This is a genomic window from Bacillus sp. FSL R5-0585, from assembly GCF_038004545.1.
In the GTDB taxonomy this organism is placed as follows: Bacteria; Bacillota; Bacilli; order Bacillales; family Bacillaceae_G; genus Bacillus_A; species Bacillus_A cereus.
In genome coordinates, this window is record NZ_JBBORJ010000002.1 from 179,154 (window position 1) to 192,762 (window position 13,609).

The window sequence follows — 13,609 nt, forward strand, 5'->3', positions numbered from 1 at the left end:
ATTTGAATATAAATGAAAATATACGTATGGCTATCTCTTCTATCTTTGCCCATAAAATGCGATCCATTTTAACAATGCTGGGAATTATTATTGGAATCAGTGCGATTATTACAATTCTCGCAATGGGGGATGGGCAAACTGCAAAGATGCAAAAAGAGCTTGCAGATAGTCAGCAGTTGGATGAAATCAATATCGAATATGTTAATCCAGATTCTCCAACAGAGATCGCCAAAATCACACCAGAAATGGTAAAACAATTAGAAGTGATACCAGGTGTAAAGGGCGTATATCCAAAGGCACGTATGGACATAAAAGCATATACGGGGTCAAAAGATATTTCTTTTGGTTTAAATGTAGCAACAGGTAACTTTATGCAAGATTCTAAGTTAAAAATCGTACATGGACGTGAGCTAACAGAGGATGAACTGAAGAAAGCAACTCCCGTTGTGATTCTCCATGAAGATTTATTTACAAAGCTATTTGATACTTGGAAAGATGATTTGTATATAGATATAAAAGGAAAACCCTATAAGATTGCTGGAGTATATGAATATGAGGACAGTTTTCAGCGACAATTTAAATCGTATGAGGGATATACAGCGATTGATAATGCACCATTAATTTCGGGGATTGAGGAATATGATATGGTGAAAATCAAGTTATCTTCTGTTAACGATCGAGAAGTGGTAGAGAAACAAGCTGTATCTGTATTAAATGAATTGAAAGCACCGGAATTTGAGCATACATTTACAGTGGCAGATACAGGAGCATATAGTCAAGGGCTGGAAGAAAATGCCCGGATGATGAAAATGGTATTCGCTAGTATTGCCGGTATTTCTTTAATTGTAGGAGGTATTGGTGTGATGAATATCATGCTTGTATCTGTTACAGAGCGTACGAGAGAAATAGGTATTCGAAAAGCACTTGGTGCAACAAGAGGAAATATATTAATTCAATTTCTTATTGAAGCTTGTATTTTAACAGCATTAGGAGGAGTAATTGGTTTTGGATTAGGTATTTTCTTTGCTTGGGTGTCGGCAATCGTAGGTGAGTGGCCACTGGTTATTTCCGTAAATCTCGGTCTATTATCTGTTGGAATATCTATATTGATTGGCATTGCCTCTGGTATACTTCCAGCAAATAAAGCGGCTAAACTAGACCCAATTGATTGTCTACGATATGAATAATAGTGTAGGTGAAAGATAAGATGTTTTAGAAAAGAGTAAATACCCCTATGAGTATTTACTCTTTTTAGAAATAGGGATTTTCATGGTATAAGCAAAAATTTAAACAATCTTAATTCTAATTTTATATAGATTTCTTGGCTGTAAATATTAAAAAGAGAGAGGAATATAAAATGAAAACGGTGCTAGAAGCAAAAAATATTAAAAAAGTATATGACACAGGTGGAAATACATTTGAAGCATTGAAAGGGATTAACTTACAAGTAAAAGAAGGAGAATTTGTTGGAATTATGGGCCCTTCTGGTTCAGGTAAGACAACCCTTTTAAATGTTCTTTCGACAATTGATCATGTAACGAGTGGTGAGATATTAATAGATGGAAAAGATATTGTAAAGATGAGTGATGATACGTTGGCATTATTTCGCCGCAATCATTTAGGTTTCATTTTTCAAGATTATAACTTATTAGATACGTTAACGGTCAAAGAAAATATTGCTTTGCCTCTCGCTTTATCAAAGGTGAAGGTCAGTGAAATTGATCAGCTTGTTCTTGAAATCTCCAAGAAGTTTGGCATTGATCATATCTTAAGTCAATATCCATATCAAGTATCTGGGGGACAGAAACAACGCTGCGCAGCATCACGTGCCATGGTTACGAATCCGAGTATGATTTTTGGGGATGAGCCAACTGGGGCGCTTGACTCTAAAGCAGCAACGGATTTATTAGAAAGTATGAAGTCATTAAATGAATATGATAACTCAACCATATTAATGGTAACGCATGATGCGTTTGCGGCAAGTTATTGTAAACGAGTGATTATGATTAAAGATGGTGAATTATATAAAGAATTACACCGTGAAGAATTAACACGTAAGCAATTCTTCCAACAAGTCATTGATGTAATGTCTTCCATTTCTGAAGATAAAGCTGATGATCTTATCTAGTATGACTATTTATAACATAATGTGTGATTAAAACAAGGTATATTTTGCAGAAATAGTTTTTAGGAGGTTAAAATAAATGACTTTAATTGAAATCGTTCAACGAAATATAAGGCGAAATTTTAAGGAGTATATACTTTATTTTGTATCTTTAGCTTCGAGTATGCTGATTTATTTTATATTTGCGTCACTTCGATATAGTACGCAAATAAAAAAAGAAATGTTTAATAATGTAATGATTAATAGTGTTCTTCAGTCTTCAAAAGTGATACTCATTATTTTTATAGCCATATTTATTATTTACTCTACTAATTTTTTTATAAGAAAACGAAAAAAAGAGATAGGGTTATATTCTTTACTAGGTATTACTAAAAAACAAATTAGTACGATGTTATTTTGTGAAACATTAATAATGGGGGGCGTAGCTTTAATAATTGAGATATTGATTGGCAGTATAAGTTTTAAGTTATTTTTAGAACTTCTAATGAGTTTGATGAAATTAAATGTGCCAATTACGTTCGAGTTATCTATAAAGGCCATAATAGACACAATTATTGTCTTTTTATCTATTCTATTATATACAGCTTGGAAAAACTCGCGCTTAATTTATCAATTTCCATTAATTGAAATGTTTCAAGCGAATCATAAAGGAGAGAGTATGCCAAAAGGATCTAAATATTTGGCATATATAGGTCTTATTTTAATTGGGTTTGGTTATGTTTTAGCATTCTTTTTCCGCGAAGTCGTAAAATTTGTGCAGAACCCTGAGGACCCTATGCGTCCGCTAATGGATCCTAAAATAATCCCGTTATCTATTTTGATTGCGATTGTTCTTGCAACCTACTGTCTATTCACGTCTTATACAGTTATTGTATTAAAGAAAATTAAAAGTAAGAGCAATATCTATTTTAATGGTATGAATATACTAAATATTTCACAGTTGTTATATCGAGTAAAAGGAAATGCCAAATTACTTGCGACTATTGCTATCTTAAGTGCCACAGCTTTAACGGCAGTTAGTACAGTTGTATCAGGATATTATGTAGGGCAATCTGAAACAAATGAAGATTTTATGCAACTGTATGGAGTTACATTATTTATTGGAAGTTTTTTAGGGATTATATTTGTACTAGCAACTGGTTCCATAATTTATTATAAACAACTATCTGAAGCGCATGCTAATCAGAAATACTATGAGATTCTTCGTAAGATAGGTGTTACGAAAAAAGAAGTAAGAAAGTCAATTTCGAAACAAGTTAGCTTTAGTTTTATTTTACCTATAATAGTCGGACTTACGCATAGCTTATTTGCTTTACCAATAATAAACAACATGCCTATATATAGTATTATGATTCCCATTTCCATTAGTATTATTGCATATTGCATAATCTATTTTGGATATTATGTATTAACGGTGTATTCGTATCTTAGAATTGTGTATAAATAATAATTTTTTGATAGTGCGTAATAAAAATAGAAATAGGTAATAAAACTTACCAAGTTCTAAATAATATAGAATAATGGGATAAACAAAAGCTGATATCTTGTAACGTATAGGGTGTACTTTTGGTAGAGTGTCATCATTTATTACTGCTCATATTGATTTATTTGATAGTATGAGATATTTTTTAGTCTTTGTTTTTTAAAATGTAAGAAACTAGACGAAGGATCTCAAGATATAACCATACTAATGTCATCATAAGTCCGACTGCGCTGTACCATTCCATATACTTTGGTGCTCCACTATGAACACCATTTTCAATTGAATCGAAATCTAGTAATAAATCTAATGCTGCAACAATAATTACAATTGCACTTATTATGATACTAATTGTCCCACCTTGGTGAATATATGGAGCAGTTACCCCTAAGATGCCCAGTAAGAAAACAATAAGATACATAATAAGAATTCCAAATGTTGCAGCCATTACAACTGAACGGAATCTTTTCGTTACTTTTACTATTCGAGCTGCATATAACACTAACATGGCAAATAAAATCGAAATTGTTAGTAATACGGCAATTAAAGCGATAGAATCACCAAAGCGCATTGTATAATATGCTGAAATACTTCCTAATAAAACCCCTTGTAATACTGCGTAAATCGGTGCGCAAATTGGGGATATGCGCGGAATGAATATAACTACAAAAGCGATAATTAGAGTAACTATTATAATTCCAATTAACACGGGTATTTTCATTGCCCCTTGTGTCATCTGTACGTAGGAATAGACAGACGCTGCAAGAAGTAAGATAAGCAAAATGAATGTTTTTACTATCGTTCCGCCAATAGTCATCGTAGAAGCATTTGACTTCTCTTTATGAAATTTGTCTTTTTTTAATATTGGATTAGTTGTTCTCATTTTTTCCTCCTAGATACACTCTACCTTTAAAGCAGATCTTATATTTCTAATTTTTTATCAATGATACGACCTGTAATAGCTGTTAAGACAATTATGAATAAGCAAGTAAAACATACATCTAAAATAGTGAAGTCTTCACTAGGATACAGTGAAGTGTCAATAAAACCATTCTTATCTATAAACCACGTACTCTTTATGGTGATTGCATATTCTCCTAATTTACTTAAAAAATCCAATACTAATGTTTGTATGATTAAAAATAAAGCAAAGAAAGTTATTGATAAAAATCTTTTACTCACTGATGACTTTATAGGAATGAGTTTTATAATTACCATGATGAAATAACAGGAAATTAATATACTCATGAAATCGATTCCCCATAAACAAACGGAAAGTATGTGATGAAAAACTCCATATGCATATAACTTATGAAATTCTTGTTGGTAGCCTTCAGATGCTCTTGTTCCAAGGTTACTCTGAGAAAAATAGTATAGAAAAATTAAGCCTATTACTAATAAAAAGATAAACATTAATGTGAAAAAAAATAAATTTGCATATATATACTTTTTTCCTGAGATGGCTGTATAACGAATCATCGTATTTTTTAGCATTTTATAGAAAGAAGGCAAAGCTATTAAAAGTAGTAAAAATGCAGCGCCACCTATGATGAATATAAATATACCTAATGTTATATCCTTTGTAAGTTGATTTGTTACCTTTGATAATCCCACCATCTTAAATAAAAGAAGTAATGAAATAGTAATAAATCCAAGGTAAAATACAGCAATTCTTTTTCTATTGCAATTAAATAAATAGCGGAAAAGTGGGTTCATTTCTCAAAAACCTCCTTAAATAACTCATGTACTGCTTTACCATGATGAAAACGAATTTCTTCTACATTTTCATGTAATACAATCCCGCCGTCTTTTAAAAAGATTACCTCATCAAATATATTTTCGATTTCCTCTATTAAATGTGTTGAAATAAGAATGGTACTATCTTCACGATAAAATTTAAGAATTAAATCTAATACATGCTTTCTAGAAACAAGATCAATTCCACCTAATGGTTCGTCTAATACATATAACTTTGCTTTCCTTGAAAAAGTTAATATAAGCTGTAATATTCCTGTTGTTCCTTTTGATAAGATAGTTATGTTCTCTTCTAGAGGTATTTTAAACTCAACTATCAAATCTATTGCATGCTGTAAATTAAAATCAGCATACATATCTCGATAGAACAACAAGGCATCTTTTACAGTCATCCATGTTTCAAAAACGGGATTGTCGGGCATAAATGAAACGATTTCTTTGGTTGATAATCCCACCTTGTTATTTTCAATTCTAATACTTCCTTTAGAAGGAAAACGTAAACCCGAAATCATTTTTAATAATGTCGTTTTTCCACTACCATTTTCACCAACAAGACCGATAATTTTCCCTTCTGATATTGTTAGGCTTACATCTTGAATCACTGTTTTTAAATCATATTTTTTCGACAGATTTTCAATTTTCAATAATTCCTTCATTCATTTCCCTCCTTTTTATTTTCCAAAGAAGAACGGAGTATTAAGAGAAGCTCTTCTTCCGTAAACCCTAAGTTATTCATTCCATTTATAAAATTATCAAGCAACTCTTTTGCCATTTCTTTGCGTAGCTCTGTAATTTTTTCTTCATTCATAGTTACAAATCTTCCTGTTCCTCTACGTGTCTCTGCAATACCTTCCCGTTCTAGCTCTTGAAACGTACGTTGAATTGTATTTGGATTCACTTGTAATTCACTCGCTAATTCACGTACAGCAGGAATTTTTTCACCTGGTGCCAAACGTCCTGTTACAATTTCTTTTTTGATGTATTCCATTACCTGAACATAAATGGGGATATTAGGAGAAAACTCAGTTTTCATTTCTTTCCTCCTCTGTATTAGTGTACTAGACAAATAGTACACTAATGTAAATTATATGTAAATAGTTATTTTGAGGACTATATAAAAGTTAAATAGTATGTCATGACTTTATGATAAATAAAAAGAGGAGGGATTTTTATGTATGTGAGGGTACGAGAACTCCTTACAGCAGAAGAACGAAAGCGTTATATGCAAATCCCCGCTGATATTAGCGAATGGACATTAAGTACATACTTTACCTTCAGTCAGCATGATAAAAAAATCATTAATCGCCATCGGAGGAATTATAATCGACTGGGTTTTGTTATGCTATTAAGTGTTTTACGATATTTAGGTTGGACTTTATCGGATATTGAACACATTCCTAACGGAGTTTTAGAATTTGTATCGAGACAAATTGGTGCTAGTACAGAAGAATGGAGGCTATATGCCCAGCGGGAAGCTACAAGGTATGAACATGTGGAAGAAATTCGAAAGGAATATGGTTTGCGTAATTTTACAACTACAGATTATCGAAGATTATCTAAATTTCTTCAATCTCACGCATTAAATAATGGAACTACTACATATCTCATTGATACAGCATTGCAAGAATTACGTACGTGGCAAGTTATACTTCCTTCAATGGCAGTGATAGAACGAGCAATATGGGAAACGCGCAAAAGAGCTGAAGAAATTATATTTAAAACGCTTACATCCTCTTTATCTCTTTTACAAAAAGAAAAAATAAGCAGTTTACTTCACTGTATACCTAATTCTTCAAAAACTTATTTAGCTTGGTTAAAAGAAATACTTGGCCGATTTTCACCAGAATCTTTTTTAAAGGTAATTGAGAGTTTAAAGTATATAAAAGGCTTGTACTTTTTTTATTATGACTTAATGTAAGTTGTGATATAAATTTCTGTTTTGTAAACAAATGTGAACAGAATTTTAATTTTTCGTTTTGTTTATTTTTTCTGAATAATACATATTGACAAAACAATAGTAGCAATATAGAATTGGTTTTGTTCACCGGTGAACATTATGCAGGGTTTTTGTTTAGTATTATTTTTATTCATTATTTCTACATCAAGATATTCTATCTCTTTTTTATGTAGTTTGAAAGATTATTGGCTATTTAAAATCAATAAAACGGTTTATATTGATAAAATTATTTAAAGGAATGATTGTATGACGAATGCTATAGCGGTAAGAAATGTACGAAAGTTTAGTTCTCAACCCTTATCTACTAATTGTGCTGAAATATTAAAACGTAGTAAGCATGCAATAATAGGTATTAGTCCGTTTAATAGTAGATTTTCTGATGAATATATTAATAGACTCATTGAATGGGCATTACATACTTTTGATGATGTTAGTGTTTTATTAGCTGGAAAAGAAGCTGCAAATTTACTTGAGGCTCTAGGAACACCAAAAGGTAAAGCGGAAAGAAAAGTTAGAAAAGAAGTATCCCGAAATAGAAGATCAGCTGAAAAGGCACTAAAAGAGCATGGTGGTAATGTAAATGCTATCCATACTTTTTCTGATTTTAATGACAACAATGCATATAGCTGCATGAGGGCAGAAGCAGAACATATTTTTTTAAGCGAAACTGATTTTCGAAATGCTTGCTTAGAAATGTCACATGCGGCCATTTTAGGTAGGGCAAGGGGTACTAATATAAATATTGATCAAATATCAAATGATATGCTAAATATTGCAGTAGAATATGTAATTGCAGAACTCCCATTTTTCATTGGTGGAGCTGAAATTTTAGGAGCTCAAGAAGCTGTACTTATTTATCATAAACCATGGGAGCTTGGTGAACAGATAGTTAGAAATGATTTTTCTATCAGGATGAAACCAAATCAAGGATATTTAATGGTACAAGAAATGGAAGATTTATCTTAGCGAATAGTAAGTATCTAATACAAGGGGGAAGAAATATGTCAAATACTATACAAACGGTAAATATATTAACAGAGGAATTTCAAGAAAATCCATATAAGTATTTTTCATACCTACGTCAGAATGACCCAGTACATTATGAACCTGAGATTGATAGTTATTTTATTAGCAGATATCAAGATGTCCGTAATATATTGAATGATACTGAAACATTTACAACAAAATCATTAGCTGAACGTGCTGAGCCAGTAATGCGTGGACCAGTATTAGCACAAATGCGTGGAAAAGAGCATGTTGCGAAAAGAAAAATTGTTTTAAGAAGTTTTATGGGAGATGCTTTACAAAAATTAATGCCTTTAATTAAAAAGAATGCAGAAGATTTACTATTTCCACACCTTCCAAATGGAAAGATAGATTTAATTAATGATTTTGGCAGAACATTTGCTGTTTATGTAACAATGGATATGATTGGATTAGATAAGAAAGATCATAAGAAGATAGGAGAATGGCATAGCGGTGTAGCTGACTTTATTACCAGTATAAATCAACCACCAGAGGCAAAAAAACATTCTCTTTGGTGCAGTGAACAGTTAGCTAATTATTTAGAACCAATTATTAAAGAGCGAAGATTAAACCCACAGGAAGACTTAATTTCTAAATTATGCAGTGCAAAATATGAAGGAATAGCTATGACTGATACTGATATTCTAGCATTGATTTTAAATATATTATTAGCTGCAACAGAACCTGGTGATAAGACTCTTGCTTTATTAATTTATAATTTAATTAACCAACCGAAACAACTGCAAGATGTATTAAGTGATCGTTCATTAGTACCATTAGCTATTGCAGAAACTTTACGTTACAATCCACCAGTGCAATTGATCCCACGTCAATTGTCAAAAGATACGGAAATAAGTGGTATCCAACTATCCAAAGGAACTACGGTATTTTGTATGATTGGTGCAGCGAACCGTGACCCTAATGCATTTGAAAGACCTGATGAATTCAACATTTATCGTCCGGATCTTGATATTAAAAAGGCATTTAGTGGTGCTGCAAGACATCTTGCATTCGGATCAGGTATTCATAATTGCGTAGGGGCAGCGTTTGCGAAATCAGAAATTGAAATAGTTGTAAATGTAGTCTTAGATAATATGAAAAATATTAAATTAGAAGAAGATTTTCAATATGTTGAAAAAGGACTTTATACACGTGGACCTATTTCCATGCCTATTCTTTTTGATAAGTTAGTTTAAAAAAACATGGCTATTTTAGTTATTAATATACTTCAATTTTTACTAAGGGGCTAAAACCCCTTAGTTTTTCTATTTTTATGAGAAGGTCAACACATATACCTTCTAAGCTGATATAACAAAAAATTAAATACATTGTTTCCATGCTTCTAAAAATTTTGTTACAACTTGTAACTCGGAATCATTAAATTGTTGGAATAACTCACTGTAACGCTCATGTGCAATTTTGTGTAATTTTTTATGAACAATGGCTAACTGTATTCCCTTATCAGTTAAAGTATAAAAGATTTCCTTCTTATTATCTGTATTTTGATGCGTCAATAAAATTTTATTATCAATAAGAACGCGAATAGCTTTAGAGATGGTTGCTTTAGAAATATTAAGTTCCATAGATAGTAGAGTGTTATTCATTTGTTGTTTACTCTCATGAATAACCGAAACAATATGTAGTTGCGTTAGAGTCCAATTTTTATTTATATTTTCATATTCACTAACTAATTCTTTTATCATCTCTTGAGATGCATATTTTTTCTTTTCTCTTGTTATGACAAAGTCTTCAATAGCTTTTAAGGTTTGTTCATGGACAAAATTTGTCATAATAATTTCCCCTATCTAGAATTATTGTTTACCGGTTAACAATATAAAGTTTACCAGTAAACAATAATCAAGTCAACAATTTAAAAAAACGACTTTTATGCATTGAAACTAACTCTTTAATATAATAGGACTTTATTAGGGTAAATTGTGAAAAATAGATACATTAAAGGTTATTACATAATTAGTTAAATTTCAATTTAGCAATTGACAATTGCTAAATGAGGATATAAAATCAAAATAGTTTACCGGTAAACAAAAAATAAAATAGACAAAGAAGGGTAGAAACATTTAAATGAATAAGGGCATAAAACAGAAAATTTACGATAATTATCTACATTTGTTACATCTCAATGAACAAAAGGCAGATAAGGATATTGAGACTTTTTTTAAGCAAGCAAAAATGGAAGAAATAGAACATGTACCGACAAATATGACAAGTATACACGTAATTGCCTGTATTGGTGAAAATCAGCCAATAAATAATATTACAATTGCAAGGAAAATGAATTTATCTAAAGCGAATATCACAAAAATTAACACCAAATTAATAAAAGAAAATTTAATCACTCGTTTTCAGTCAGTTGATAACAAAAAAGAGGTATATTATCAACTTACTCCGGCAGGACAATCACTTTGTGAATTACATCAGAAAATTCATGACCAGAAAGAAAATGAATTTTATCAGTTCGTTGATTCATTTTCTGAAATTGAACAAAACGCAATATTGAAGTTTTTACAAAATATAAACGATAAAATGTTGGAGAAATAAATTTATTATAACTTAAATAAATTAGCTAATTATTAATAATCTTTTAGGAGGGATAGCATGAACCGTGTTAAATCAAGTGCTTCTTTTCTTTTATATTTGTTGTGTATTAGTGCTTTTTTCGCTTCTTTAAATCAAAATATATATTCTCCAATAATCCCCATAATTCGGGATTCATTCCAAGTATCTATAACAATGGTTAACCTTTCCGTTTCCATATTTATTTTTATTACGGCAATTATGCAAATTGTTTTTGGTTCTATAATTGATTTTAAAGGTGCTAGGACCATTCTTATTCCGAGTATTATTTTAACAATTATAGCGAGTATTGGTTGTGCAATTACAAGTAACTTTACAGTGTTTTTAATATGTAGAATTTTACAGGCTGTAGGGACAGCTGCAATACCACTTATTGCGGCAACTACAATTGGTACTGTATTTCAAGGAGAACAACGAGGAAGTGCAATGGGTACATATCAAACCATGTTATCCATTGCCCCTGCTGTTGCACCTGTGTTAGGAGGTTTTATTGGGGAAAAATATAATTACCCAGGTGTTTTCTGGCTACTTGTAGTAGTATCTATAATTCTGTTTATCATTAATTGGTTATATTTCCCTGAAGATCGTATGGGGAGTAAAAAAGAAATGAGTGGAAAAACACTTATATCTCACTATGCTTCTATATTTAAAAGCAAAGTGGGAAGCTCCATATTAATATTAAGTTTCTTTGCATTTTTTCTTTATTTCTCCTTCATTGTTTACTTACCAATTTTATTAACAGATCATTATCAATTAAGTTTACAGGTAGTGGGTTTACTTTACTTACCAATGGCTATAAGTTTAATAATTGGCAGTATGACCTTTAAAAAAATTCAATCAAAAATTTCACAAAAAAATCTTTTTATAACTGGAAATGTAGTCTTAGCTTTAAGCGTAATATTATTTGCTGTGACACACTCGAATACTTTAATTGGTGTAACAGTTGCTTTAATTCTCCACGGAATATCAATTGGTATCCTCACTCCTTTATTCGCTACTATGATTGCAAATGAATTTGAACATAATAGAGGAAGTGCAATGGGAATGTTTAACTTTATTAGATATATGGGAATGGCTGTCGGACCCATTGTTTCGGGATTATTATTAGCACATTTCAAGCCTTCAGTTGTATTTGCTCTATTTGGCGGATTTTTTATTTTTCTCTCTTTTGGTATGCTTATACGGATTAGTAAGAGATCTATTAAAATCGTGCCAAAACAAGAAAATCTAAAATAAGAAAATGATTTATTATAAAGAATTAATAGTATATAGACTTTATAGTTAAAACATTATTCATAATAATATTATGATAAACTAAAAAATAATCTTGTTCATAATAAAAGGTGTAATACATTGTTTCTTTTTAATTTTGAATAAGGTAATTAGAAATTTCAATAAGAGAAATTAGATTTAGTAAAGTAATAAAGAAGGTGTAGAAAGGTTTTATCTTAAAAAGACAATCAAGTTATTTAATTTTAAAACCTAAAACAAGCATAACCCCGTTCTAATTTTAGAACGGGGTTAAAATATAGTTGTTTAATTTTCAATATAAGATTTTACAGCTTGCAATAGGAATTCTTCCTGTCCCATACCAGCATCCGCTGCCATTTGCACTACTTTTTGCTTGAATTCATGATCTACATGAAAAGTTAATGGCTCTACATTACTTTTAAAGTAAATTCCTTCAACATGTGGTAGTATCGTACCGGATTTCATATGAGAATGTAAGTATTTAATCTCTTCTTGAAATTGCAATGGATCAACTTGTAATACGAAAGGTTTAGTTTCTAATTTAATAGTATCAGATGAAACACTCAATCGCATATTTGTGACACCTAGCTCTTTATAAAATAAATTTATTAGATTATAAGTAATGGAATTAAATAGCTGAGGTTTTTTAAATGAAAAGGATAAATACCCTCGTTTTGTAATTACAGCTTGCTTACGGAAAGGTTCAAAGGAGTAATCATGTTCTTTATACGTGGATAGAGGGAAAATTTCTTCGTCTTCTGTAAGAATCTTGCCGTCTGCTCCATTGACTTCTATTACTCTCGCTATTTTTCCGGTATGTTGATGTGTTAATAATTGATATAAATATATATCTTCGTCTTGAATCTTAGTAATGAATGTTTTTCGCTCTTTTGATGTAGTTTTTTCATAAGTAAGTTGAAAAGTTTCAAGGTCATCCTTATCAATGATATATACTTCTTTTCCGCGTTTTTCAACCTTTGAAGCAGGTAGTTTTCCAGATTTGATATATGTAAAGACAGTAGATGGTGCTACATTAAGAATCTCAGCTGCTTCTTTTGTACTATAACCCTCAATCTCTTCGCGATTTTTTAAACGTTCAATATCCTCTAAGTAGAAAATCTTACTACCAAATTGCTTCCAGTTATCTTTATATACACATTCTATTAATCCATCTTTTTCTTTCTTTAAAATTGTCTGTACTGTTACTCCTAATAAGTCGGCTGCCTCTTTTGTTGTTACAGTAGGTTTTGTAATGAACAATAAATCCTGTGTCATGCAAGGACACCTCCATAACTATTGTTTGCTAGTGTTTTATATATGTATATATCATAACAGAATATAAGATATATTTAAAATGAGAAATAAAATTTATTAAAGTTTTTATAAATTTTTATATTTTAAAATCATTTTTGATTTTATT

Annotated in this window: 13 protein-coding genes and 1 pseudogene; 8 read left to right on the forward strand and 6 right to left on the reverse strand. The window is 30.8% G+C overall.

Translation table 11 applies throughout. The features are described from left to right. The first annotated feature begins 2 nt into the window (after positions 1-2). The 3 genes from MKY38_RS27450 to MKY38_RS27460 all read left to right on the forward strand — a co-directional run bounded on the left by MKY38_RS27450 (position 3) and on the right by MKY38_RS27460 (position 3,572). Complete coding sequence (locus MKY38_RS27450) at positions 3-1,187, forward strand: ABC transporter permease (protein WP_200462704.1); 1,185 nt, start codon at positions 3-5, stop codon at positions 1,185-1,187. 170 nt (positions 1,188-1,357) lie between these two features. Continuing rightward, entirely contained in the window at positions 1,358-2,128 is a 771-nt protein-coding gene (locus tag MKY38_RS27455) for an ATP-binding cassette domain-containing protein (protein ID WP_200462703.1), read from the forward strand. A 76-nt stretch (positions 2,129-2,204) separates the two neighbouring features. Further along, complete coding sequence (locus MKY38_RS27460; protein WP_341050681.1) at positions 2,205-3,572, forward strand: FtsX-like permease family protein; 1,368 nt, start codon at positions 2,205-2,207, stop codon at positions 3,570-3,572. Between the two features lie 181 nt (positions 3,573-3,753). On the opposite strand, the gene MKY38_RS27465 is transcribed toward MKY38_RS27460, so the two are convergent. From MKY38_RS27465 to MKY38_RS27480, 4 genes are read right to left on the reverse strand one after another with little or no spacing between them, the layout of a single operon-like run. Further along, complete coding sequence (locus MKY38_RS27465; RefSeq protein WP_137071855.1) at positions 3,754-4,488, reverse strand: Bax inhibitor-1/YccA family protein; 735 nt, start codon at positions 4,486-4,488, stop codon at positions 3,754-3,756. 38 nt (positions 4,489-4,526) lie between these two features. Continuing rightward, positions 4,527-5,321, reverse strand: coding sequence for an ABC transporter permease (locus MKY38_RS27470; RefSeq protein ID WP_137071854.1), 795 nt, complete (start codon positions 5,319-5,321; stop codon positions 4,527-4,529). After that, positions 5,318-6,016, reverse strand: coding sequence for an ABC transporter ATP-binding protein (locus MKY38_RS27475; RefSeq protein WP_137071853.1), 699 nt, complete (start codon positions 6,014-6,016; stop codon positions 5,318-5,320). Before MKY38_RS27475 ends, MKY38_RS27470 begins: the two co-directional genes overlap by 4 nt. Continuing rightward, positions 6,013-6,393 carry a GntR family transcriptional regulator gene (locus MKY38_RS27480; RefSeq protein WP_137071852.1) on the reverse strand — a complete coding sequence of 127 codons (381 nt, stop codon included), beginning with the start codon at positions 6,391-6,393 and terminating at the stop codon, positions 6,013-6,015. The genes MKY38_RS27475 and MKY38_RS27480 overlap by 4 nt, the downstream gene beginning before the upstream one ends. Positions 6,394-6,531: 138 nt before the next feature. Between MKY38_RS27480 and MKY38_RS27485 the strand changes: the two are divergent. The 3 genes and pseudogenes from MKY38_RS27485 to MKY38_RS27495 form a co-directional block, all read left to right on the forward strand. Continuing rightward, positions 6,532-7,251: pseudogene (locus MKY38_RS27485) on the forward strand (DUF4158 domain-containing protein); the annotation flags it as partial. A gap of 312 nt (positions 7,252-7,563) precedes the next feature. Continuing rightward, positions 7,564-8,283, forward strand: a complete 720-nt coding sequence (locus MKY38_RS27490) for a tRNA-dependent cyclodipeptide synthase (protein ID WP_137071851.1) — start codon at positions 7,564-7,566, stop codon at positions 8,281-8,283. 35 nt (positions 8,284-8,318) lie between these two features. After that, positions 8,319-9,539, forward strand: a complete 1,221-nt coding sequence (locus tag MKY38_RS27495) for a cytochrome P450, cyclodipeptide synthase-associated (RefSeq protein WP_200462736.1) — start codon at positions 8,319-8,321, stop codon at positions 9,537-9,539. A 123-nt stretch (positions 9,540-9,662) separates the two neighbouring features. Here the strand turns inward: MKY38_RS27495 and MKY38_RS27500 are convergent, their stop codons facing one another. After that, entirely contained in the window at positions 9,663-10,133 is a 471-nt protein-coding gene (locus MKY38_RS27500; protein WP_048530229.1) for a MarR family transcriptional regulator, read from the reverse strand. Between the two features lie 292 nt (positions 10,134-10,425). Here MKY38_RS27500 and MKY38_RS27505 point away from each other — a divergent pair, with 292 nt between their 5' ends. Together MKY38_RS27505 and MKY38_RS27510 are read left to right on the forward strand one after the other, a co-directional pair. Beyond that, entirely contained in the window at positions 10,426-10,902 is a 477-nt protein-coding gene (locus tag MKY38_RS27505; protein ID WP_001032351.1) for a MarR family transcriptional regulator, read from the forward strand. Positions 10,903-10,959: 57 nt separating this feature from the next. Then, complete coding sequence (locus tag MKY38_RS27510) at positions 10,960-12,174, forward strand: MFS transporter (RefSeq protein ID WP_137071848.1); 1,215 nt, start codon at positions 10,960-10,962, stop codon at positions 12,172-12,174. A gap of 300 nt (positions 12,175-12,474) precedes the next feature. Here the strand turns inward: MKY38_RS27510 and MKY38_RS27515 are convergent, their stop codons facing one another. Next, complete coding sequence (locus MKY38_RS27515; protein WP_025967126.1) at positions 12,475-13,464, reverse strand: helix-turn-helix domain-containing protein; 990 nt, start codon at positions 13,462-13,464, stop codon at positions 12,475-12,477. Positions 13,465-13,609 lie beyond the last annotated feature (145 nt).